Source organism: Pleomorphochaeta sp. (genome assembly GCF_050031695.1).
In the GTDB taxonomy this organism is placed as follows: domain Bacteria; phylum Spirochaetota; class Spirochaetia; order Sphaerochaetales; family Sphaerochaetaceae; genus Pleomorphochaeta.
Genome location: NZ_JBNAIC010000016.1, coordinates 62,855 through 85,646 on the forward strand (window position 1 = coordinate 62,855; position 22,792 = coordinate 85,646).

General features: G+C 27.1%; 20 protein-coding genes. 12 read left to right on the top strand and 8 right to left on the bottom strand.

The features are described from left to right. Positions 1-158 precede the first annotated feature (158 nt). Complete coding sequence (gene pyk, locus ACPKM0_RS03380; protein ID WP_472473397.1) at positions 159-1,610, top strand: pyruvate kinase; 1,452 nt, start codon at positions 159-161, stop codon at positions 1,608-1,610. Between the two features lie 83 nt (positions 1,611-1,693). Here the strand turns inward: pyk and ACPKM0_RS03385 are convergent, their stop codons facing one another. The 7 genes from ACPKM0_RS03385 to ACPKM0_RS03415 all read right to left on the bottom strand — a co-directional run bounded on the left by ACPKM0_RS03385 (position 1,694) and on the right by ACPKM0_RS03415 (position 6,414). After that, positions 1,694-2,665, bottom strand: coding sequence for a permease (locus ACPKM0_RS03385; protein WP_472473398.1), 972 nt, complete (start codon positions 2,663-2,665; stop codon positions 1,694-1,696). A gap of 116 nt (positions 2,666-2,781) precedes the next feature. Next, positions 2,782-3,318, bottom strand: a complete 537-nt coding sequence (locus ACPKM0_RS03390) for a permease (protein WP_472473399.1) — start codon at positions 3,316-3,318, stop codon at positions 2,782-2,784. Next, a complete protein-coding gene (locus ACPKM0_RS03395; RefSeq protein ID WP_472473400.1) occupies positions 3,318-3,794 on the bottom strand; it encodes a permease in 477 nt (158 codons plus the stop codon). Before ACPKM0_RS03395 ends, ACPKM0_RS03390 begins: the two co-directional genes overlap by 1 nt. Positions 3,795-3,823: 29 nt before the next feature. Next, entirely contained in the window at positions 3,824-4,054 is a 231-nt protein-coding gene (locus ACPKM0_RS03400; protein WP_472473401.1) for a thioredoxin family protein, read from the bottom strand. A 54-nt stretch (positions 4,055-4,108) separates the two neighbouring features. After that, the gene (locus ACPKM0_RS03405) at positions 4,109-4,450 is read right to left on the bottom strand and encodes an ArsR/SmtB family transcription factor (RefSeq protein ID WP_472473402.1); all 342 of its coding nucleotides are present in this window, start codon (positions 4,448-4,450) and stop codon (positions 4,109-4,111) included. Between the two features lie 208 nt (positions 4,451-4,658). Further along, entirely contained in the window at positions 4,659-5,288 is a 630-nt protein-coding gene (locus tag ACPKM0_RS03410; RefSeq protein WP_472473403.1) for a hypothetical protein, read from the bottom strand. A 181-nt stretch (positions 5,289-5,469) separates the two neighbouring features. Next, on the bottom strand, positions 5,470-6,414 hold the full coding sequence (locus ACPKM0_RS03415) for an SDR family oxidoreductase (protein ID WP_472473404.1): 945 nt from the start codon (positions 6,412-6,414) through the stop codon (positions 5,470-5,472). Between the two features lie 296 nt (positions 6,415-6,710). Here ACPKM0_RS03415 and ACPKM0_RS03420 point away from each other — a divergent pair, with 296 nt between their 5' ends. From ACPKM0_RS03420 to ACPKM0_RS03455, 8 genes are all read left to right on the top strand, one after another. After that, positions 6,711-7,355, top strand: a complete 645-nt coding sequence (locus ACPKM0_RS03420) for a GntR family transcriptional regulator (protein ID WP_472473405.1) — start codon at positions 6,711-6,713, stop codon at positions 7,353-7,355. 110 nt (positions 7,356-7,465) lie between these two features. Next, a complete protein-coding gene (locus tag ACPKM0_RS03425; RefSeq protein WP_472473406.1) occupies positions 7,466-8,986 on the top strand; it encodes a sulfatase-like hydrolase/transferase in 1,521 nt (506 codons plus the stop codon). A gap of 94 nt (positions 8,987-9,080) precedes the next feature. Next, entirely contained in the window at positions 9,081-10,169 is a 1,089-nt protein-coding gene (locus ACPKM0_RS03430) for a LacI family DNA-binding transcriptional regulator (protein ID WP_472473407.1), read from the top strand. Between the two features lie 253 nt (positions 10,170-10,422). Continuing rightward, positions 10,423-11,769 carry an extracellular solute-binding protein gene (locus ACPKM0_RS03435; RefSeq protein WP_472473408.1) on the top strand — a complete coding sequence of 449 codons (1,347 nt, stop codon included), beginning with the start codon at positions 10,423-10,425 and terminating at the stop codon, positions 11,767-11,769. A gap of 69 nt (positions 11,770-11,838) precedes the next feature. Beyond that, positions 11,839-12,732: a carbohydrate ABC transporter permease gene (locus ACPKM0_RS03440; RefSeq protein WP_472473409.1), complete on the top strand. Its 894-nt coding sequence runs from the start codon at positions 11,839-11,841 to the stop codon at positions 12,730-12,732. 4 nt (positions 12,733-12,736) lie between these two features. Beyond that, on the top strand, positions 12,737-13,573 hold the full coding sequence (locus ACPKM0_RS03445; protein ID WP_472473410.1) for a carbohydrate ABC transporter permease: 837 nt from the start codon (positions 12,737-12,739) through the stop codon (positions 13,571-13,573). Between the two features lie 3 nt (positions 13,574-13,576). Beyond that, positions 13,577-15,136: a carboxylesterase/lipase family protein gene (locus ACPKM0_RS03450; protein WP_472473411.1), complete on the top strand. Its 1,560-nt coding sequence runs from the start codon at positions 13,577-13,579 to the stop codon at positions 15,134-15,136. 77 nt (positions 15,137-15,213) lie between these two features. Then, complete coding sequence (locus ACPKM0_RS03455; protein WP_472473412.1) at positions 15,214-18,048, top strand: alpha-mannosidase; 2,835 nt, start codon at positions 15,214-15,216, stop codon at positions 18,046-18,048. 102 nt (positions 18,049-18,150) lie between these two features. Here ACPKM0_RS03455 and ACPKM0_RS03460 read toward each other — a convergent pair whose 3' ends face one another. Next, positions 18,151-18,540, bottom strand: coding sequence for a hypothetical protein (locus ACPKM0_RS03460; protein ID WP_472473413.1), 390 nt, complete (start codon positions 18,538-18,540; stop codon positions 18,151-18,153). A 376-nt stretch (positions 18,541-18,916) separates the two neighbouring features. Between ACPKM0_RS03460 and ACPKM0_RS03465 the strand changes: the two genes are divergently transcribed. The 3 genes from ACPKM0_RS03465 (at position 18,917) to ACPKM0_RS03475 (ending at position 22,632) form a co-directional block, all read left to right on the top strand. Further along, on the top strand, positions 18,917-19,264 hold the full coding sequence (locus ACPKM0_RS03465; RefSeq protein ID WP_472473414.1) for a DUF2200 domain-containing protein: 348 nt from the start codon (positions 18,917-18,919) through the stop codon (positions 19,262-19,264). Between the two features lie 442 nt (positions 19,265-19,706). Continuing rightward, a complete protein-coding gene (locus ACPKM0_RS03470; protein WP_472473415.1) occupies positions 19,707-20,417 on the top strand; it encodes a GntR family transcriptional regulator in 711 nt (236 codons plus the stop codon). 292 nt (positions 20,418-20,709) lie between these two features. Beyond that, a complete protein-coding gene (locus ACPKM0_RS03475; RefSeq protein ID WP_472473416.1) occupies positions 20,710-22,632 on the top strand; it encodes an AMP-dependent synthetase/ligase in 1,923 nt (640 codons plus the stop codon). Positions 22,633-22,792: the final 160 nt, after the last annotated feature.

Genomic DNA, 22,792 nt, shown 5'->3' on the forward strand with positions numbered 1-22,792 from the left:
AATAAGAATAATTTTTTGTTTATTTGTCCAATCATAATAATTATTCTTATATATTATTCATTATATTTACACTTATATGCAATTTTTCATTAGGAGAGAAACTTTTCTAAGCTTGACGTATGAAATATTTGCCTTATCATATATATAAGAGGTAACTTATGAAAGACAACACAACTAATGCCAAAATTGTAGCTACAATTGGACCTGCTTCTAGAAGCTATGAGATGATTCGTGACATTATTGAATCAGGAGCAAGAGTTATTAGACTTAACTTTAGCCATGGAGACAGTGAAGAACATCAACCTACAGTTGATTGGGTTAGACAAGTATCTGACGAGCTTGATACACCTATCGCCATTTTTCAAGATTTACAAGGCCCAAAAATAAGAGTAGGTAAATTAGATGTGCCATCTTTTACAGTTCATGAAGGGGAAACTCTTAAGATTTCAACTGAACCATGTATTGGTAATAGAGAGTTAATTAGTATTGATTATCCATATCTTCACGAAGAAGTAAAAAGTGGAGATAGAGTATTAATAGATGATGGACTTATTTGTTTAAAAGTATCAAAGGTTGAGGGGAAAATTATTACTACTTTAGTAGTGGATGGAGGTGTTGTAAAACCAAGAAAAGGTGTTAACTTGCCAGAAGCTTCTCTTAAACACCTTTCTTCTTATACAAAAAAAGATGAAAATGATTTAGATTTTGCATTTAAAAATAATCTTGATTTTGTTGCTTTATCTTTTGTAAGAAGTTCTAAAGATGTTATTGCTTTGAAAAAGTTTATGTATAAAAAATATGGTAGAGAAATTCCAATTATCTCTAAAATAGAAAAACCTGAAGCTGTAGTTGATATTGCTAATATAATTAAAGAAACATGTGTAATTATGATAGCTCGTGGAGATTTAGGTGTTGAAACTTCTCCTGAAGAAGTTCCAGTAATTCAAAAAACTTTAATTAGAGAATGTAATCTTACAGGTACTCCTGTAATTACAGCAACCCAAATGCTTGAATCAATGATATCAAATCCTAGGCCAACTAGAGCGGAAGCTGGGGATGTAGCTAACGCAATTCTTGATGGAACAAGTGCTGTTATGTTATCAGGTGAAACTGCAGCTGGAGATTATCCACTACGTGCAGTGAAAATTATGAAGAGAATAATAACTCACACTGAATCTAGTTTGACTTATCAAAGACTTGTATTAGATCAAAGATTGAATCAAGAAGATATTGAAATTAATAGAAAGAAAAGTACAACAGAAGCAGTTGGGGTTGCAACACGTGAACTTGCAATGGAAATAAAAGCTGCATATATAGCTTGTTTTACACATTCAGGTGGTTCTGCTCGTCTTATTTCTAAATATAGACCAGGAGTTCCAATAATTGCATATACACCTTTTGCCCAAACAGCACAACGCTTAGCTCTTTCTTGGGGAGTTACCCCAATGTTAATACCGCATTTAAGTTCTTTAGATGATTTATTAGAAATGGCTCCTAAGTATTTACAAACTTTAGGATATATTAAAGAAGGTGATAAAATTGTTATTACTGCAGGTGTACCTGTTGGATCTCCTGGCAGAACAAATATGATAAAGGTTGTTGAAATCTAATTTAAATAACAAAAGTATAGTTTTGTATTTATATACAAATAAAAAAAAGTTCTAGTAAAATAGAACTTTTTTTTATTTTGAATTTAAGCCATTAAGAAAGGCGCCCATAGATTAAATAAATATCCAACAATCACTATAGCAACGGCCGTAATTATTAAAAAAGCTGCAATTAATTTAGGCTTAATTACTTTTCTTAGTAATATCATCTCAGGAAGGGATAATGCTGTTGTTGCCATCATAAATGATAGAGCTGTTCCAATCCCAACACCTTTAGCAATTAATGCTTCGGCTATAGGGATTGTACCTAGGGCATTTGAATATAAAGGAACACCAATTATAACAGCTACAAGAACTGCAAAAGGGTTATCAGGTCCTGCATATTTGCTTAGTAACTCAGCTGGTGCATAACCATGAATTAAAGCTCCAATTCCAATACCTATTAATAAAAAGATCCAAACTCTTTGAACTATATCTTTTACATTTTGCCATGCAAAATCTACTCTTTCTTTAATACCCATTTCAGGTATAAAATCAGTACCATTTCTTTTTTCATATACATATTCTTCTACTTCTTTTTCTAAATGAAGTTTACCAATAATAATACCACCAATTATTCCAACAATAACTCCAGTAATTACATAAACAACTGCTATTTTCCATCCAAAAGAAGCTAATAAAATTGCAAAGGCAGCTTCATTTACTATTGGAGATGTAATTAGAAAGCTGAAAGTAAAACTTAGTGATATCCCTGATTCAACAAATCCAATAAATATTGGTACTGAAGAGCAAGAACAAAATGGTGTTACTATACCTAATAAGGAAGCTATTATGTTACCAGTAATTCCACTAAATTTACCTAATATCTTTTTTGTTCTTTCCGGTGGGAAGAAACTTCTAATATATGATATAGCAAATACCATCATACTAAGAAGAATTATAATTTTTATTGTGTCATAAAAGAAGAAATGTATACTTGAGCCCCAAGCACTTTCAACTTCTAGTTTAAATACGTTTTCTACCAATAAGGTAACAAGATAATCTAACCAATTAAACATGATAAATTCCTTTATTTATTCTTTTTTATTTTCTTTATTAAATTAATTATTTTTGGTAATAAAAATCCTAACCTAATAAAATTAGGTCTATTTTTTATTATTATAATTTTATTTATTTAAATCATATTTTCTGCATTTGCATAAATTTGTTTTTCATCATTTTCATTTATGAAACTGTTTAAAATAAAAGCAATTATAGTAATACCAATCAAACTACAACACAATCTAGTAAGTGTGAAATTTAAACCCAAACTAGCCATTTCAAAAGTTAGCATTGGAATTTTAGTGGTTGACCAAGCCCCTATAAATACAAAGATGTTAAACAAGCTTGCTCGTTTTTTTACCATTAAAAGAGCAATCGGAAAAGCAGCATATAAAGGCCCTGCTGCAACACTTCCTAAAAGAAGTGCAATTAAAAATCCTTTTAGTTTAGAACCTTTTCCTAAATATTTAATCATTGTTTCTCTATCTACCCAAACATCAAGTAATCCTAATAGAATAAAAATAGGGGGTATTACTGATAATATTTCTAGTAAATTAGATTCAGTGTTTTTAAAAGATGTTCTTCCAATATCAGGATAAACAATTCCAATAATAATATTTATAGTTAAAATAATTAAAAACCATTTATATCTTTTAATAAATATAGTCATTATAAAATCGCTCCCATAATAAATGCTACAAGAGTTGAAAAAACAATAGCAAGTGAATTTCTAAGTACAGTAACTTTAGTAGTAAACATCTTTTTCTCCATTGGATAAGTTACAATTCCAACCATCATTAACGATGAAATAAAAGCTGCAATTTGTGAGACTCCAGCCCCATTATTTAATAATGCAGCAGCTAGAGGAAAAGCAACAAACCCTGGAATTAATGTAATACTACCAATTATTAAAGCAATTAAAACGCCAATAAAACCTGATTGACTTCCTAATAATTTACTAATAGCTTCTTCATTAAGAATACTCAATAACATACCAATAATTAATATAATTACTAAAAATTGAGGTAGTATATTTTCAAAGGCTTTCCAAGCTTTTTTTAAAGCTTTTTTGGTTTTTGTCTTATCCCTAATTAAGGAAATAATCAAACAAACTGCAACTACAAAGTATAATATTTTTGTAAACATATTATATATCCTTAGTTAGGTGATCTTTATTAATTTAATAACTCTTCAATTGCTTTAGGTTTTAATAACTTTCCAGCTGAAACAACTTTGCCATCAATAACTAGTCCTGGAGTACTCATGATGTTATAACTTGCGATTTGTGCATAATCAGTAACATGATCAATAGTAGCTGTTAATCCTTTATTTTTTAAAGCTTCTACTACATTTGCTTCTAGTTTTTTACATTTTGGACATCCTGATCCTAATACTTTAATTTCCATAATTTTTCCATCCTTAATAAATATATTTTTTAATCAAAAAAATGATTATAATTCTTATCTAGAGCAACTTACCATATAATTATCTTTATTAGCTAATTTGATACTATCAGACATGAGAGACGGATAATTGTTTATATTTTTAACTATATTTGATAGAAAATTAGCAATTTGATCTTCTTTTGGTTTGAAAGAATAATAAATAAACTTTCCATCATGTCTTGATTCTACAAATTTTGTATCTCTAAATTTAGTTATATTTTTAGATACGGTAGGTTGGCTTAGTCCTAAAATACCGGTAATATGGCAGACACATAATTCTTCTTGATACAATAGAACAATCATTCTAAATCTATCTTCATTTGATGCTAATTTTAGAAATTCATTAAGTCTTTCCATTAGAAACTCCTGTTATTAAATTTGGTCATATACTCATATTCCCATATTGGAATATGAACAATATAATTATAGTTATACTTTTTGTCAATATTTATTTTGCATAAAAATTATTTTATCTAACAAATATGAAAAAATAGTTTAAATTATAATAGAATAAACGAAAAATATTTTATTATAATAAATCCTTTTTTATAAAACTTAGATGTTTTTATGATGATAAAGATGGAAGAATAATCATTAAAACACCTGTTATTCCTGCATTATCATTTCCTAGTTTATTGCCCCATAATGTTTTTATTTCATTAATGATTTTTCTAAATTCTACATAGAATTTATAACTAGGTTTAGGATTATACGTTAATGAATCTATTTCAAGAATTCTAATTATTTCTTTAACAGTTGTTGGTTTTAAAAACACTTCAGTACTTGGTGCACTATAATACAAGAAAGTTGAAATAATTGTCCATTTAGCTAACTTTCCATCTTGAAGGACAAAAAGCATTTGATTGAAACCTATTTCTTGATTTTCGAATAAAAGTGAATATAATCCTTCTACTAATAATTCTTTATCATCATAAGATAAAGATCTTAAATAATCTCTAAATTTAGGTTTTTCAAAAAGGGAAACCATTGAAGATTTTTGAACAACTTTTATCATTTCTTCAATAATTTTATCAATGTTGTCAAAATTTGTTTTGTTAAATGCATTTAGATAATATTCATGTAGCTTTTGTGTATTATGCTTTTTTTTAATTTGTTGCATTTCAACACTATCAAATCCTCTAGGATAGAGAGATAAAAATTCTCTCTCAGCTTCTAATACTTTATTTTTATTCATAAATAGAACCTTTATTTATTATATATAAAATAATAATGAATAAAAGATAAAATATAAAGTCAAAAAATAAAAATAAATTATCGAATTGATTTAAAAAGAATAAATGCCTTAATAAAAAAAACCGTAATGAATCTTTTTTAGATTAACCACGGTTTATATTATTGTTTTATTAAATAAATAATTAGAAGTCCCATTTAGCTTTAGTTGCTTTTTCTGAAATATCCCATAGTTTTCTTGCAACTGTTTTATCTTTTGCATGAGCTTTAATTTTACATTCTCCAACAGGTCCTACCCAATAGCTTCTACCTGTTGGACCATAAAATCCTTTTTCATCTAAGTTCTTTTCAGTTGCACACATTAATTCTGGATAACAACCTTTTTCAGCTGATTGAGTTAATGGAGTCATTAGTTTAAAGGATAATCTCATAAATAAGTTACCACTAGTAGTAATTAATGAAGTTCTAGATGATCCTGGATGGCAAGCATAAGCTTTTACTTTTGTTTTACCCGCAGCTTTTAGACGATCTTGTAATTCATAAATACTCATGATTTGAGCTAGTTTACTCTGACTATAAGCATTATTCCCTGTATAATCTTTATCCCAGTTCATATCGTCAAACTTAATAGTTTTTATTCCCATATCATAACCCATACTACCAACTGTAACAATACGGCCATTAGATTTTTCAATTAATGGGAAAAGTAAACTTTGTAGTAGAAAGTGTCCATAGTGATTAACTCCAAGTTGGCTTTCAAACCCATCTACAGTTAATTTTTGTTTAGGAACTTGAGCAATAGCCCCATTACACATAAGAGCATCAATTCTTGTAACTTTCTTTAGAACTTCATTAGCAGCTTTTCTAACTGAAGATAAATCTCCTAAATCAATTAAAATATATGAAACATCAATATTATTGTTAAGCTGTGTTTTTAATCTATTAATTACGTCATCTGATTTTTTAGGATTTCTATTAAGCATTACTACTTTAGCGCCTTTAGATAAAAGTATTTTTGTAGCTTCATAGCCTGTTCCACTTGTAGCTCCAGTAATTAAGAAAGTTTTTCCTTTTAATGATTTAATTCTCTCTGGTGTCCATCCATTACGTCCAAATTGTTTATCTGCCATTTTATGACTCCTTATATGATTTTTTTTATTTATTCTATGTATCAGTTTTTGTTTGTAACTATAATATAAATCTATTAATGCACTAATAAAATAGTAAATACTCTCTAAAATATGCCTATTTGTATCACTTAAGATATTTATGCTAAATAAATCGATTATTTTATTTTAGAATTTATTGTTTGATTTGTTTCAGAATTTAATATAAAAAACTGATAAAAGTTAATTATTTTAAAATAGATATCTTTTTACTATTAAATAACAAAGAATTATGCTATATTTTTTCTAAAGGGAATTATATGGCACGTATTAATAAAAAAAGTGAAGAGATATATGAAGAGCTAAAGAATAAGATTTTTGAAGGTGAACTTAAAACTGGGGAAAGGCTAATTGAAACAAAATTAGCTAAAGACAAAGGTGTTAATAAAATTCATGTCTCTTATGCATTAAATCAATTAGCTGAAGATAATTTAGTTGAATATAAACTAAGACGTGGGTATTTTGTTAGAAGAGTTGATAATACAGATTTTTTAGAATTTATTAAAATTAGAGAAATGTTAGAAAAAGAATTGATTATAGAGTTTTTAGACAAATCAAGTGATAGTGATATTGAAGAATCTGTTAAAATGATAAAAAGAAAATTGGCTTTTTTAAATGCTGATTTATTAGAAGATGCTGATGAAGAAACTAATAATTTTTTTGAAAAAATGACTCTAATAAGCAATTATAATTATATTCCTAAAATAATGCACCAATATCAAAGCTATATTATGGAAGTTATTAACTCTGAGTTTAAATTTCGGGAAGATATCAAAGTAACTATTGAAGTCAATGAATTATTATTAAAAGCACTTGAGTCAAGAAACCCTGACCTTGGCATTAAATGGGCAAAGGAAAGATATCAATATCTTTTACATTCTTGCATTTTAAATTTAAAGAAATAATCTATTAAGTTAACAAATAGTTAATTATTTATATAAATTATTTAAATAGTTATTTTTATTGTTTTTGTAAAAATAGCATGCTATACTTTTTCAAAACTAGAAGGAAAGTTATGAAAAAGAAAAATATTTTATTTATTTGTACAGATCAACACAGAAAAGACTCATTAAGTTTCTATAATAATAGTACTCTTTGTAGTACGCCTAATTTAGATAAATTAGCCAATCACTCTATTATTTTTGATAGAGCATATACTACTTGTCCTGTATGTACACCAGCTAGGTGTAGTATGCAAACAGGTCTTTTCCCATCGACTACAGGTATGGAAACAAATTGTTTCCAAAATGGGTGTAGTACTCATGAATTAGTAGATTCACCAATAATTTTATCTAGAAGACTTCAAAAGGCTAACTATTCGCCTTTATATACTGGTAAATGGCATTTAGGGTTTGGGACTAAGAAAGAAGGTGATTTTGATGGAGATAAGTTATTAAAGGCATTAAAAGAAGAAAATAAATGGGATGTTGCAGCATATGAAAAATATGGAACTGTACCAACTGAAGTTGGCTTTATTGGTGATGATTTTCCAGGACATGGTCAAGGTGGATGGCATTTTGATCAGTTTAAACAATATTTAAAAGATAATAATTTAACCTTAGAGATTGAAAACACGACTGGTTATAAAAATATTGGAGATCATTCAACAGTTGGGGAGGTTAAATCTCCAATTGAGAGTACAATTGAATACTTTTTAGTAGAGAGAGCTATTAATTTGATAGATGATTCTACTAAAGAGGATAAACCATTTTATTTGTCACTCAACTTTTGGGGACCTCATGAACCCTTTTTTGCACCTAGTGAATATTTAGAAAAATATAAAAATGTTAAAATACCTAAATGGGATAGTTTTGATGAAAATATAAAAAATCATCCTAGAATGCTAGATATAATAAGAAGAGGGGAGCAACCTTGGAGTTTCTTTGAAAATACACTTAGACATTATTATGCTGTTATTTCTCACATTGATAATCAAATTGGAAGATTATTTGATTATTTAAAAGAAAAGAATATTTATGATGATACAGTTATTATTTTCACAACTGATCATGGCGATTATCAAGGTGTTCATGGTGGATTAGAAAATAAAAGTTATGGTATGTATGATGATATTACTAATATCCCTCTATTACTTAAACCTGCAATTAAAAATTATAAATCATACCATAATGATAAATTGGTATCAACAAATGACTTTTATGCAACTGTTTTAGATATAGCTGGAGAAAAAAAAGATTATAATGAAGGTAGATCTTTATTACCGTTTATTGATAATTTTGATATTAACTGGTCAAATGAAATAATGTGTGAAGGCCTTGGGGCATTTGACGTTATAGTAACACAGAGAATGTATATTAAAGATAATATAAAATATATCTTTAATGGTGTTGATAAAGATCAATTATTTGATTTAGAAAAAGATGAAAATGAAGTAAATAATCTTATTGATAAAGAACCTGAGTTATTGAATAGTATGAAATTAGCATTTAGTAAATATTTAAAAGATAACAACTTCCCACTATATGCTATGTTTTCTAAAATTAATCATATTAATGAATGGGATTTTACAAATTAACACTATTTTATATTCTTTTTGCTTTTTTACTATAAAAAGTGAGTTATTTATGTTATTTTTAATGTGAGTAAACGTTTTTGCAATGAGAGAATAAATGAAAGAATATAAGAATCCTACAATAAAAGATTTAGCTAGAGAATGTAATGTTTCTACTGCCACAGCTTCAAAGGCTCTAAACAATACAGGTCGCGTAAGTGATGATACTCGAAAGAGAGTAAAATTAATTGCCGATAAAATTGGTTATACCCCTAATGTATTTGCTTCTTCATTAAAAGCAGTAAGAACAAATACAATAGGGTTGTGCTTTCATAATGTTTTCTCCGGTCACTTTTGGCCAGAGGTTTATAAAGGAATTGATTCATATTGTTTAGAAAATAATCTATATCCAATCATTAGTAACAGTAATAATAATAGTGATAGAGAAGAAGAAATTATAAATAAATATATTTCAATGAAAGTTGATGGAATAATTATTGTTCCAACTCTTCAAACAAAAAAAAGTTTGTATGAAAAATTAATGAAAACAAAAATACCATTTGTTTTCTTAGATTCCTATGCTGATATTAATTCATTTGATTATGTGGGAACAGATAATTATAATTCAGGTATACTTTTAGCTAAATATTTAATAAATAAAGGGTATAAAGATATAGCAATTATGCTTGGAGGCCATGTTAAATGGAATACATCTTTAAATAATGAAAAAGTTACACACGATAATCTAGGGATAAGACCCTCTTCTATTTTATTAAGATATAAAGGGTTTTGTGATGAATTAAAAACTCATAATATTATTCCTTTTATAATTGATGAAAAAAGAGATATAGAACCTCCTTATATATACGGTTATGAAGTAACTAAAAAAAATATTAATTTATTTTTAGATAAAAAATATTCAGTTTTAGTTTGTCTAACAGATTCTCATGCAATAGGAGCATATAGAGCATTAAATGAATATGATATTAAAGTTGGAAAAGATTTATCTGTTACAGGTTATAATAATGACCCAATTTGTGATTTTATCTCTCCAAGGCTAACAACTCTTTCTCAAGATAAGTTTGAATTAGGAGTTAATGCTATTCAATTATTATCTAATAAGATAAACGATCCTTTATTAAAACCTAAGAAAATTTTGCTACAAGGTGAAATAATAGAAAGAGATTCATGTAACACCCAAAAATAATTATTTTTTAGTATTCTATTTATTAAAAATAGCATGATTTTAATCATAATTCTTATTTGTGCTTAAATTATGTATAGTTATAGTATATAAAATAGTTAACTATTTATAGTATTTTGTATAGTAATTATTTATATTTTATATTTTATTAAAAAAATAACTTGACAACTAAAAATATTGTAGTATTCTATTTTTAGCTTGGTTAAACGATTTCTCAAATCACACTTTAACTAATAAAATATCAAAAGGATTTATTATGAAGAAAAAATTATTTATTGTTTTAACAATCGTTATGATGTTAAGTACATCATTAGTATTCGCTGGTGGTGATTCAGAAAAAAATGAATCAGGTTCTCCTGAAATTGTAGTTTCAAACAATTTTATTGGTAACCCTGATGGAACAATCGAATTAAATTGGCAACCTAACCCTTATCACTGGTTAACTAATGCTTCAGAATCTAAGAAAGCATATTTAGAACCAAGAGTAAAAGAATGGTTAGAAGCTCATCCTGATGTAAAAATCAATGTTATGGATACTTCAACTTCAATTGCAGATGCAATGGCTAAAACTTTAGTACAATCAGAAAACGGTCAACTACCTGATATGGCATCAATTGACTCATATATGTTCCCTAAATTCCATAAATATGTACAACCATTGAATGATGCATTATCAGCAAACAACATTGAACAAGATGATTTCTTCGAATATGTACAAAAAACAACTGTAGATAGTAATGGTGATATCAAAGGTTTATGGTATACAACTGATGTAAGATTCTTATATTACAGAAAAGACTTAATTAAAAATCCTCCTAAAACTTGGGATGAATTATTAGCTGTTTGTGAAGATATTAAAGACGATGTTGAAGAACCTATTAATTTTGAAGCAGATAGAGATGAAGGTACATTAACTGCAACTATCTTACCTTGGTTATATGGTGATGGTGGTAAATTATTTGATGGTGAAACACCAGTATTCGGTGAAGCTAATAATAAAGAAACTTTAGTTAATAGCATGAACTTTGTAAAAGAATTATTAGAAAAAGGATATGCTCCTTCTAGTATCTTAACATCAAATATTCCTGCTTTCTTCCCACAAGCAGCAGCTGGCCAAGTTGGTATGTTTATTGGTGGTAACTTCTCAAAGAACCAATTTATTGGAATCATTGGTGAAGATACATATAATGAATTATGGGATGTAGCTCAAATTCCAATGCCTAAAGAAGGTCAAAGATCATCAATCGCTGGTGGATGGGTAAGTGCAGTATTTACAGATGATTCAGTGAAAAAAGATTTATGTGAAGACTTCTTAATCTGGATGTATGGTAGTGATGATGGTATGTCAGGTTGGTGTGCAGCTGGTGGTTATTTACCTACAAGAACATCTGTATTCAACAATGATCCTTATTTCAACAGTACAGAATTCATGAAAGCTTGTAGAACAGAATTAGCTACTTCTTCAGTTAGACCTGCAGCAGCTCTATATTCAGAAGCATCTAATGAAATTTTAGCAGCTTATGGTGATGTTTTAACAAACAAAATGAGTGCAGAAGAAGGTGTTGATTTAGCATTTAACAATGTTGTTAAATTAACAAAATAATATAAATTAATTATAGTTGGAGTTTTATAAACTCCAACTATAGATGTTATCATCAAAGAGAAAAAGTTTATGAAAAATAAATTACAAAAAAATAGTATAAATAAAATACCAATTCACTGGGTTTTACCTGCATTATTCATATTGATAGCGATATTTATTTTGCCTGTATTAGATGTATTTAAAACTAGTTTTACTAATCAAAAAATAGGAATAAGCGAATATTCTTATACTTTGAATTCTTATAAAGAAATATTTACTTCTGCAAGTTTTTGGTCCTCTTTAGGTAGAACGCTTGTATTTGTTTTCTTCTCTGTTGCTTTTCAAGTAATTTTAGGATTAGCAATCGCTATAAGCGTTGATGAAGGTGAAAAATTAAAAATTAGAGGTACAGTATTTGTTAGAACTGTATCGTTAATATCAATGGTAATCCCTGGTGTTATTATTGGTATTATTTGGAAGATTATGTATCAAGAATCAGCAAATGGTATTCTTAATTATTTTCTTTCATTCTTTAATGTGTCAACTGTAAAATTCTTATCAGATACTAGTTTAACAATGGCTAGTGCTGTTGTTGCTAATGTTTGGAGAGGTACTGCTTCAAGTATGATTTTATTATATGCAGCAATTAAAACAATTCCAAATGATATTATTGAAGCTTCAAAAGTTGATGGAGCTAATGTATTTCAAAGATTCTTTACAATTAAATTGCCTACAATTGCAAATATGTTATTAATTGTAATTATTCTAAATGTTATTGGAACATTTAACACATTTGACATGATTATGACATTAACAGGTGGTGGACCTGGTCGTACTACAGAAGTACTCGCTTTATCTGTATATCGTGAAGTATTCCTTAATTTGAATATTGCTAAGGGCTCTGGCGTTGCAATTATTTTATTAGGCATAAACATGGTAATGGCAGTTATATATTTTAGAATGCAAAAGAAAGTAGAGGTATAGAAGAATGAAACAAAATAATTTAGGTAAAAAATCAGGTTTATATATCATTTATTTTTTTATAAGTATATTTTTCTTAATTCCAGTTCTATGGGTATTAAGCTATTCTTTTAAAACTATACCAGAGTTATTTGCAACTCCACTTCAGATATTACCAAAGCAATTAAATTTAGATAATTATATGTATGTTATAAAAAATACTAGTATTCCAAGAAGTATTTTCAATACATTCTATATTGTAGTTATTTCAATTATTGGAACTATCGCAATAGCAATTCCAGCATCATATATTTTCTCACGTTTTAAATTTAAGGGAGCTAATAGCTTACAATTTATTATTCTAATGTTTAGAATGATCTCTCCAATTGTTATAGTAATTCCTCTATATGTTTTACTTAATAATTTAAATTTAGCTAATTCACATATAATTATGATATTTATATATATTGCTTTAAGTTTACCTTTAGCTATATTGAATATAAAAGGATATATTGATGGTATTCCAAAAAGTGTTGATGAAGCTGCATTAATTGATGGTGCATCAAGAGCACAAATTATTACCAAAATTCATTTCCATGTTGCTTTACCTGGTTTAATTTCAGTAGCTTTAGTTACAATGGTAGCTCTTTGGGGTCAATTTATTGTTCCATTTATTTTACTAAGCGATGCTAAGAAATATCCAATTTCTACAGCATTAAATAATATGAGTAGCGCAAGTGAAGCAATTACAACTCACTATTTAGCAGCAGCTTGTATACTAAGTATTTTACCAACTACTATATTATTTATTATCCTACAAAGATTTATTGTTTCTTCTATGACAGATGGAGCTGTAAAAGGATAGATTATGGATAATAATCTTAAATTTGTTTTAAACAGGGAAAATCCTATTGTTGAAACAACTTACGGTAGAATTCGTGGATTTATAGAAGATTCAACGTATACCTTTTATGGAATAAAATATGCTACATCTAAAAGATTTCAAGCTCCAAAAAAATGTGAAAAATTTGAAGGGATTAAAGATGCTATATCATATGGTTATGTTTGTCCCTTACCAAAGCAAACTAAGATTTCTAATGAAGTATTAGTACCACATAGATATTGGATATCTGATGAAGATTGTTTAAATTTAAATATTTGGACTCAATCCATAGATAAAGAGAAGAAGAGAGCCGTTATGGTTTGGCTTCATGGGGGTGCTTTTACTAATGGTTCTTCTATTGAACAAATCGCATATGATGGGAAGAACTTATCTAAACTTGGTGATGTTGTAGTTGTATCGATAAATCACAGATTAAATGTTTTAGGTTATTTAAATTTATCAGATTATGGAGAAAAATATAATAATTCTGGTAATCGAGGCCAAGAAGATATTATAGCATCATTAAAATGGATAAAGGATAATATTATTAACTTTGGTGGAGATCCTAATAATGTAACATTATTTGGTCAATCTGGTGGTGGAATGAAAATTGCAGCACTTATGCAAACTCCATCATCTGAGGGCCTATTTCATAAAGGTATAATTCAAAGTGGTGTTGTTGATGATGATTCAGCATTTAGAAAAAATGAATCTAAAGACTTAATTAATGCTTTACTAGATGAATTAGATTTAAGTGAAAAAGAAATTGAAAAGTTAGAAACAGTTGAATATGAAAAGTTAATAAAAGCTTATCAAAAAGCAAGTGATAAAGTTAATCATAGAAATGGATTTTTGAAATTAGGAGCTCCTTTAGAAAATGATTGGTATTTAGGGGAAGGTAGATTTAACAAATTTAGTGATCACTCTAAAACTATAGCTTTAATGATTGGAACAACTTTTGGTGAATTTAATTTTGAAAGTAGTGTAGCTAGAAATAATATTAGTGAAGTAGAGATAAAAGAAAAGTTAGTTAATTTATTTGGTTTATCAAAAGACATAGATAAATTAGTAGCTCTTTTTAGAAAAACTTACCCAAGTAGAGACTTAGCTGATTTATTAGATTTTGATGAAACTTTTAGATATCCAACAAAGCATTATATAAGTGAATTTTCTAAAGTGATGAAAGCTCCACTCTATTCATATTTACTAAATTTTGACTTTGAGTATGAAGGGGGAAAACCCGCTTGGCATTGTAGTGATATTCCTTTTGTGTTTAACAATATGGAAAAAGTACCATTATACAATACTAAAGAGACAATTGAGTTGGGAAAGATAATGAGTCTAGCTTGGATTAATTTTGCAAAAAGTGGAAATCCTAATCATGAGAATATGGTCAATTGGCCTAAATGTGAAAAAGAGATTGAATATACAATAATCTTTGATAAAAAATGTGAAGTTAAAGTAAATTTTGATGATGAGTTAGTAAACCTGCATCATAAATTGACTTTATCTAAGGTTATTAAAGAGAAAAATATAATTCATTAATTTACAAAAAATTTTCATAAATTCAATAGATGAATATATGAATCGAAATATAAAAATTCCTATTATCGGAGAACAATATGAAATGGCATGCACAAATAATATCACATACACACTGGGATAGAGAGTGGTATTTAAATAGTAAATATACAAATGAATGGTTAGTTCCTTTTTTTGATTCTTTATTAGATATGTTTGAAAAAGAAGCAGATTATCAATTTGTTTTAGATGGTCAGTTATCTATGATTGATGACTATTTTGAAGAATTAAAAAAGTTAAAAAGACCTATTTATAAATATAAAAATTTAATTAGAAAATACTCAAAAGAGGGAAGATTATTTGTAGGACCATATTATCTTCAACCAGATTGGCAATTATTAAGTGAAGAATCACTTGTTAGAAATTTGGTAATTGGTACAAAAATGGCTAATGAAATTGGTCAATGTATGAATGTCGGTTGGTTACTTGATAATTTTGGACAAATTTCTCAAACATCACAAATTCATAAAGAAGCTGGACTTAGAGGTCTTTATGTTTGGAGAGGTGTTGAAATGGATCCTGAAAATGTACAATCAGAATTCATTTGGGAATCTCCTGATGGTACTAGATTGCCTTCTGTTTATCTATTAAATAGTTATAGAAATGTAATGAGACTTGCTGAATATAGTGATATCATGAAAGATAGAATCTATAATGAAGTTGAAAAGTTACAACCATTTATGACAACAAAAAATATCCTTATGATGAATGGATATGATCAAGAAATGGTACCTGATAATATTCAACCATTTTTAAAAAGTAATCAATTAGATAGTGAAAATATAACAGTTACTCAATCGAATCCTGAAAAATATTTAGATAGTGTGTTAAATGAAAATCCTTCATTAATTACATTAAAAGGGGACTTATATAGTGGCCGCTTTATTTCAGTATTTCCAGGAGTAATGTCTGCAAGAATGTACTTAAAACTTCAAAATGATGAAGCACAAAAAACAATTGAAAAATATGCTGAACCATTAAATTACTTAAACTATTTAATTAATGATAAATATAATGAAGTAAGTTTTATAAACGCATGGAAATTATTATTAAAAAATCATCCACACGATAGTATTTGTGGTGTTAGTATTGATGATGTTCACACTGATATGGAAGAAAGATTTAGAGATTTTCACTATATAGTTGACAATTTATTAGAACAAAGTATTAAAGATATTTTAAATAATGTTGATACATCTACTTTAAATGATCAAAACTATTTTGTTTATAATCCTAGTGTATATGATAGAAAAGAGATTGTTAATATTGAAGGTGTTGATAAAATAGTTGATGCTAAAGCTTTAGGTATTAGTTTAATTAAAGATAATAGCTTAAAGGGTGATGTTGAAAAAACTGATAATATTATCACTAATAGCAAAATTGAAGTAACTATTAATAGTAATGGTACAATTGATCTTTTTGATAAAGAGACTAATACAACTTACAAAAATTTAGGCTATTTAGAAGAAAGTGGAGATGCAGGAGATGAATATAATTATTCATATCCTGATAGAGATAAATATTTCTATTCAACTGATTCTGAAGCTAATATTACATATTCTGTTGTAAATGATAAAAAAGTTGAAGTAATTATTGAATATTCAATGAAACTTCCTAAATCATTAACAATGGATAGAAAAGATAGAGTTGAAGATTTATTAGAAATGCCAGTTAGAACAACTATTAGTATTGAAGCTTATTCAAGTGTTGTTAAATTTAATACTACTATTTTAAATACAGTTAAAGATCATATTGTAAAGGCAGTATTTCCAACTAATATTGAATCAAGTGTTTCTTATGCAGGTTCTCCTTTTGATGTTGTTGAAAGACCAATTCATATAGATGATTATGATGAATCAATGATTCCATCTAATGTAAGAAAAGTAATAGTTGGAGCAAGAGAAGCTAAACCTAATACTATATTCTTAGGTAGAGAATTAATTGATATAAATGATGGGGATAAAGGTTTATCAGTTTTAAGTAAAGGCCTTCCTGAATATACAGTTAAAGAAGAAAATAATGGTATTTGTTTAACATTATTTAGAGGTGTTGATTGGGTAGCTAATGATATTAATACTAGAATAGGTGATGCCGGTCCATTAATTTATACACCAGAGGCAGAATGTTTAAGACAGATGACTTTTGACTATGCAATATATCCACATAAAAATGGTTATGAAGAAGGTGGAGTTGTAAAAGAAGCAGATAAATTTAACAGTGATTTAAAAGTATTAACAACTAATAAGCATAAAGGTAGTTTAAATTCTGATTTTTCTTTGCTTTCTATATCTGATACTTTAGATAATATTAGAGTAACTTCAATTAAGAAAGCAGACTCTTCTCAATCTATGTTAGTTAGAATGTATAATAGTGGTGAAAACGATACAAAGGTATCACTTAATAGTATTCATCAACTTAAATCTGTTAAAAAAACTGACTTCTTAGAGAATGAAAAAGAATCTTACGATATTATAGACAATAGTGTAACCTTTGATGTAAGTAAAAAAGAAATAGTAACTTTAGTTGTTGATATTGATAATACTTTATTAAAAACTGCTTCTAATCAAATAGACGAAAATGCTATTTCAGATATTTATGATTTATCAGAAAGATATACTTTTGAAGGTTATGAATCTGTAGAATTAGTTACAAAAGAAGATATTGAAAGAGAGAGAGCGCGTGCTGAAAGTCTTTTAGAAAATATCGACAATCCTCTTTATAGAAGAACTGCCCTAGAGGCTCAATTATCAGCTACATTAACTCAAGATAGATATGATGAATTAAAAACATATAAACTAGGTTGGGGGTTAAATGAAGCTCGTGTAAAGAGAAGGGTTTTTGATTATATACAAGATATATTATCAAAAAGAAAATAACAGAATACAAAATAAAAAATAGCTCATTTTGATTAAAATTATCAATGTGAGCTATTTTTATATATAATAAATTATACCAAAGTAATAAATATAATTTAAATATTATTTAGAAGCTTGTTCATTTACTTTTTTTTCTAAGTCCCTTAATTCACTATGAATAGAATTAATTTTAAATTCAATCGTGTTTAAAATCCAAAACTGAAAATGGCTTGTCTTATATTGATGGTGCATCATAACAACTATTTTTATTGAAACTAGAAGTACACTTATTTCAAGAGAAATAAAAGGTGGTAGAAAGTGAGTTGTCATTTCAAGAATAAATAGTGTTAATATAATAGCAAGGAATATAATATTAACAATAGAGTCAACTTTTGAGAAATTCTTTCCTCCTAGTTTACCTAGCATATCTCTTATTTTCTCTTTTTCCTGATTGTATTCTTCTATTTCTTTTAGCATAGCTTCTTCTGCTCTAGTGAATTCTTCTTTATTCATATTTATAAATCCTATATTATCTTTGATTTCAACCTACATAAATAAACATGTATATAATCTATAAATTATATATACAAGTTATTTTATTCTCAAAATAATAAATAATTGAGATAAAGGAGTGACTAATATTTTTTAATCTGTTTTAAGTTCATTTGCAAGCATTAATTATCTATTTTATTGATATTTTAATAAATTAGTTAACACAGTTTATTATAAAGTAATAATTTAATAATTTTAAACAATAATAAAAAATGAATTCCTTTATTAAAATTAGAAAAAGTGGAAAATAAATTAGATTTTGGAGTTTAGTAATGATAGAATAATTATGAGCAAATAGTTTTTTTACTTTATAATTTAATAAAAAAAGGAGTAAGCTATGAAAAATGATAGATTATATAATATGAGTTTTTCAAAATTATATCCAATGTATGTTGATAAAGCTATAAAAAAAGGTAGATTACAAAATGAAGTAGATGAAATTATCTGTTGGTTATTAGGATATAGTAAAGAAGAATTACGAATGCAAATAGAAAAAGAAGTTGATGTAAAAACCTTTTTTAATGATTGCCCATGTCTTAATCCTAATAGTGATAAAATTAATGGTGTAGTTTGTAAAGTTAAAGTACAAGAGATAGAAGATCCTCTTATGAGAAAAATTCGCTATCTTGATAAGTTAATTGATGAACTTGCTAAAGGAAAAGAGATGAATAAGATATTTCGTTAATTGTCGAGATTTAAGCGGAGAAATATAAAGGAAAAATAGTTTTAGTGATTGAAGAGCGTCTTATATTTGAGGTAATTAATTCATATAATTTCTTTTAAGAATGAATTTTTAAAATCTGCATGTGAAATTAAGTATTTTATTTTAATTTCATAAACTATATAACTTAATATCTTATTAACTATGTATAAAATTGATATTAACACATTGTTGTATATATGGGGTGTAACTCCATTTAGGAAAACAAATAAATGGATAAAAAAAAGTAAATTTATAACTGTTGTAGTATAAGTAATTTTTTATATATAAAAATTATTAAATATGTAAACTATTATAAATATTTAATACTTATTTGTTAAAAATAATTGTTCTTGATATTGTAGTTTTTTATAAATGGTAGTAACCTACATATACGACTCTAATTTATTTTAACTAAGGGGAAAAAATGTTCAAACATAATGTAGTATACAATTCTATAAAGGAAAAGATAGTAATTGGTGGATGGTACGAAGGAATGCTTATCCCTTCTGAAACTCAGTTATGTGAAATGTACGATGTATCAAGAATAACAATTAGAAGAGCTTTAAAAGAGTTAGAATATAGTGGATTTGTAAAACGAATTCAAGGTAAAGGTACTTTTGTAAAAGCAAGCAATCGTGATGCTATTGAGATTAATAACTCAAAAGAACTTGATGATTTAATTTCTTATGAAGTTATTGAATGTAAATCTGTTTCAGCAAATGCTGAAGTTGCAAGAAAATTGAATGTAGGAGAATATGAAGAAGTTTTATATCTTAGAAGAATAAGATATAGAGGTAATTTAGCTGAAGCTTATATCGATACTTGGTGCACTGATATAAGTGTTAATAAAATAAAAGAATATGATTTAAAAAATCATAAAATCTTATCAGTTTTATCAGATATAAAAGATGAGTTAATTGATGCAATTACATTAACTGTTTCTCCTATAATCCCTTCTGATAATATCTGTAGAATTATTAACGTAGAAGAAGGTTCTGCTCAAGCTTTATTAAAGAGAGTTTCATCTAACCCTAATCAGGTTCCTTGTGAATATACAAAGGCTATAATTAATTCCAATGATTTGGAATATTGTATTAATTCTTGGGTAAAAAAAGATAGCTACAAAGGTTTGTAGTTATATTTAATTATTAAATGTGTAAATAAGGTTAAGACTTAAAATCTTAACCTTATTTAGTTATATGCTAATTTATTAATTTTTTACAAAGTTATTTTTGTTTATAATATTTTGTTACTTTTTTCATTTATTTCTATTATAGTAATAGAGAGTATATCAAATCTGTATATATTTCATCAGTATAAACTATTCATCAAGATAGAATTAATTTATACATATTTCCTTGCGTTTGATGAAAATATTAGGTATTCTATTTTTGACAGGTTTATATATTCTGTAAGGAAAAGGGATCATGGAAAGAACTATTATAACAATGCTAGAACAAGCAGCTACAAAATATGGTAGTCGTGCTTATACTACTAAAAAATTTGATGGTAAATGGATAGAATGTTCATTTAAACAGACAGAAATAGAAACAACAAATATTGCAGCAAGTTTATTAGACAGAGGTTTAAAAGTTGAAGATAAAGTTTCTATTTTAAGTGAAGGCTCAAGTCAATGGGTAAATATTGAATTAGCTGTAATTAAATCTAGAGGAATAAGTGTTCCCTTATCTATAAAACTAACTGAAAGTGAAATAGCTTTCAGAGTTAATCATAGTGAATCTACAATGATTGCTGTATCTCACAATACTATTGAAAAAGTTGTAAAAGCTTATAGTGAGTTTGATCATAAAGTTGTATTAATATATTTAAATGAAGAAGATACTCGAATTTCTAAAATTGCTAAAGAAATGAATTGGGAAAAAGGTGTAGATTATGTAATTTATGCTGATTTAGAGAAAGAAGGTAAAGCTGTTTTAGAAAAGAATGTAGTAATTGTAAGAAATAGTATTGCAGATATAAAAGAAAATGATGTAATAAATATTTGCTACACTAGTGGTACAACAGGAAATCCTAAAGGAATTATGCTAACTCATTTGAACTATTGGGCAAATAGTCATGATGCAGTTACTCTTTTTCAACTTCCAGATGCTGCTTTTGAAACCTTAATTGTTTTACCAGTTGATCATTCTTTTGCACATACTGTTGGTATTTATACTGCATTCTTAAAAGGGATAACTTTACATTTTGTTGATTCTGGTAAAACCAATGCTTCTATACTTAGGAACTTCCCTAAAAACTTAGTAGAAGTTAATCCAATATTTATGATGACAGTTCCATCAATTAGTGGTAGTTTCATGAAGAAAATGAAGCAAGGAATTAATAAAAAAGGGCCTTTTATTCAAAAGATTTTTAATAATGGGTTAGAAGCTGGAATTATTAGAAATGGCGATGGCTATAATAAAGCAAAAGGCTTTGTAAGAGTTAAAACATTCTTCCCATATTTTATAGCTAATGTATTAATTTTTAAAAAGTTAAGAGCTGTTTTTGGTAGTAGAATTAAATATTGTGTTGGTGGTGGAGCTCTTTTAGAAGCTAAACAACAACATTTCTTTGCTGCAATAGGAGTTCCTGTTTTCCAAGGTTATGGATTAACAGAAGCTGCTCCAATAATTAGTAGTAATTCACCAATAAGTTATAAATTTGGTACAAGTGGTAAAGTTGCTCCGTCTGTTGAATGTAAAATAATGTTAGATGATGGAGTTACTGAAGCTAAAGTTAATCAAAGAGGAGAAATCGTTATTAAAGGTGACAACGTAATGAAAGGTTACTTTAAAAACGAAAAAGCTTCTAAAGAAGTACTAAGAGATGGTTGGTTATTTACTGGAGATTTAGGTTACTATGATGAAGATGGATTCTTAGTAGTTACAGGTAGAGCTAAAGCTTTACTAATTAATAAAGAAGGTGAAAAATATTCTCCTGAAGAAGTTGAAGAAGTTATGTATAATAATGTTGATATTATTAATCAATTATTAGTTTATAATGATCATAGACCTGCAACTACTTCATTAGTAACTTTACAAGAAGAAAATGTTAAAGCTTTATTAAAAGAGAATAATATAGAAGATCCAAAAAAAGCCTATGAATTAATTATCAAAGAGCTTAAATCTTATGAAGATAAAGCTAATATGATTCCTAATATGTGGCATCCAGCTAGATTCGCTATAATTGAAAAACCTTTTAGTGAAGCAGACGGATTAGTAAATTCAACTATGAAGTTAGTTAGATATAAAACTAAAGAGTTCTATAGTGATCGTCTTGAGCTTTTATATGAAAATCCTGAAAAGAATAGAGAATTGAATTTAGAAATAATTAAAAAATTATTTTTTTAAGTTATAAAAATTTAGTGTAAAAAGAGCCCTAAGGGGTTCTTTTTTTTTCAATAAAATACTTATATTTTAAAAATATTTTAAAAAATCAATAAAATTTTACTTAATAATGATATAACAAATTCATTATATAAAATAGCTTATTTACTATACATATGTACTT

What these genes read in the sequence shown, in the direction of transcription:
- ACPKM0_RS03475 (WP_472473416.1), top strand. Translation starts at nt 20,710, where the DNA reads ATGGAAAGAACTATTATAACAATGCTAGAACAAGCAGCTACAAAATAT.
- ACPKM0_RS03460 (WP_472473413.1), bottom strand. Translation starts at nt 18,540, where the DNA reads ATGAATAAAGAAGAATTCACTAGAGCAGAAGAAGCTATGCTAAAAGAA.
- ACPKM0_RS03420 (WP_472473405.1), top strand. Translation starts at nt 6,711, where the DNA reads ATGGCACGTATTAATAAAAAAAGTGAAGAGATATATGAAGAGCTAAAG.
- pyk (WP_472473397.1), top strand. Translation starts at nt 159, where the DNA reads ATGAAAGACAACACAACTAATGCCAAAATTGTAGCTACAATTGGACCT.
- ACPKM0_RS03425 (WP_472473406.1), top strand. Translation starts at nt 7,466, where the DNA reads ATGAAAAAGAAAAATATTTTATTTATTTGTACAGATCAACACAGAAAA.
- ACPKM0_RS03450 (WP_472473411.1), top strand. Translation starts at nt 13,577, where the DNA reads ATGGATAATAATCTTAAATTTGTTTTAAACAGGGAAAATCCTATTGTT.
- ACPKM0_RS03430 (WP_472473407.1), top strand. Translation starts at nt 9,081, where the DNA reads ATGAAAGAATATAAGAATCCTACAATAAAAGATTTAGCTAGAGAATGT.
- ACPKM0_RS03405 (WP_472473402.1), bottom strand. Translation starts at nt 4,450, where the DNA reads ATGGAAAGACTTAATGAATTTCTAAAATTAGCATCAAATGAAGATAGA.
- ACPKM0_RS03455 (WP_472473412.1), top strand. Translation starts at nt 15,214, where the DNA reads ATGAAATGGCATGCACAAATAATATCACATACACACTGGGATAGAGAG.
- ACPKM0_RS03385 (WP_472473398.1), bottom strand. Translation starts at nt 2,665, where the DNA reads ATGTTTAATTGGTTAGATTATCTTGTTACCTTATTGGTAGAAAACGTA.
- ACPKM0_RS03395 (WP_472473400.1), bottom strand. Translation starts at nt 3,794, where the DNA reads ATGTTTACAAAAATATTATACTTTGTAGTTGCAGTTTGTTTGATTATT.
- ACPKM0_RS03440 (WP_472473409.1), top strand. Translation starts at nt 11,839, where the DNA reads ATGAAAAATAAATTACAAAAAAATAGTATAAATAAAATACCAATTCAC.
- ACPKM0_RS03465 (WP_472473414.1), top strand. Translation starts at nt 18,917, where the DNA reads ATGAAAAATGATAGATTATATAATATGAGTTTTTCAAAATTATATCCA.
- ACPKM0_RS03410 (WP_472473403.1), bottom strand. Translation starts at nt 5,288, where the DNA reads ATGAATAAAAATAAAGTATTAGAAGCTGAGAGAGAATTTTTATCTCTC.
- ACPKM0_RS03415 (WP_472473404.1), bottom strand. Translation starts at nt 6,414, where the DNA reads ATGGCAGATAAACAATTTGGACGTAATGGATGGACACCAGAGAGAATT.
- ACPKM0_RS03470 (WP_472473415.1), top strand. Translation starts at nt 19,707, where the DNA reads ATGTTCAAACATAATGTAGTATACAATTCTATAAAGGAAAAGATAGTA.
- ACPKM0_RS03390 (WP_472473399.1), bottom strand. Translation starts at nt 3,318, where the DNA reads ATGACTATATTTATTAAAAGATATAAATGGTTTTTAATTATTTTAACT.
- ACPKM0_RS03435 (WP_472473408.1), top strand. Translation starts at nt 10,423, where the DNA reads ATGAAGAAAAAATTATTTATTGTTTTAACAATCGTTATGATGTTAAGT.
- ACPKM0_RS03400 (WP_472473401.1), bottom strand. Translation starts at nt 4,054, where the DNA reads ATGGAAATTAAAGTATTAGGATCAGGATGTCCAAAATGTAAAAAACTA.
- ACPKM0_RS03445 (WP_472473410.1), top strand. Translation starts at nt 12,737, where the DNA reads ATGAAACAAAATAATTTAGGTAAAAAATCAGGTTTATATATCATTTAT.